This window comes from Mesorhizobium sp. M5C.F.Ca.ET.164.01.1.1, from assembly GCF_004792125.1.
Lineage (GTDB): Bacteria > Pseudomonadota > Alphaproteobacteria > Rhizobiales > Rhizobiaceae > Mesorhizobium > Mesorhizobium wenxiniae.
The window spans coordinates 1-278 of the sequence record NZ_SRTG01000651.1; the positions used below are offsets into that span (position 1 = coordinate 1).

A 278-nucleotide genomic window follows, 5' to 3' on the forward strand; every position below is an offset into this window, starting at 1 on the left:
CGATCTCGGCGACGACGAGGACGATACCTTCCTTGCCGACGAAGAAGAAGAGGACGACGACGTCTCCGACATGATCGACGTCGGCGACGACGAGGACGAGGTCTGATCGGATCGTTTGCCGGCGATTTTCGCCTGTGACGAAAAAGCGGCTTTTGCAGGCTTGATCTTGTCCGAAGGCGGCGCTAGAAGCCGCCAGCACTAAACGATGGCGCGGTTCCGACTGCGCCGGATCTCTTCGCCGGAAACGGCGCCGGCTGACTGCCGGGAGTGGGGCCATA

At 61.5% G+C, this 278-nt stretch carries 1 pseudogene; it reads left to right on the forward strand.

Going from position 1 to position 278, the window contains the following annotated elements:
• A pseudogene (locus EN807_RS37335) lies at positions 1-106 on the forward strand (TIGR02300 family protein); the annotation flags it as partial.
• Positions 107-278: the final 172 nt, after the last annotated feature.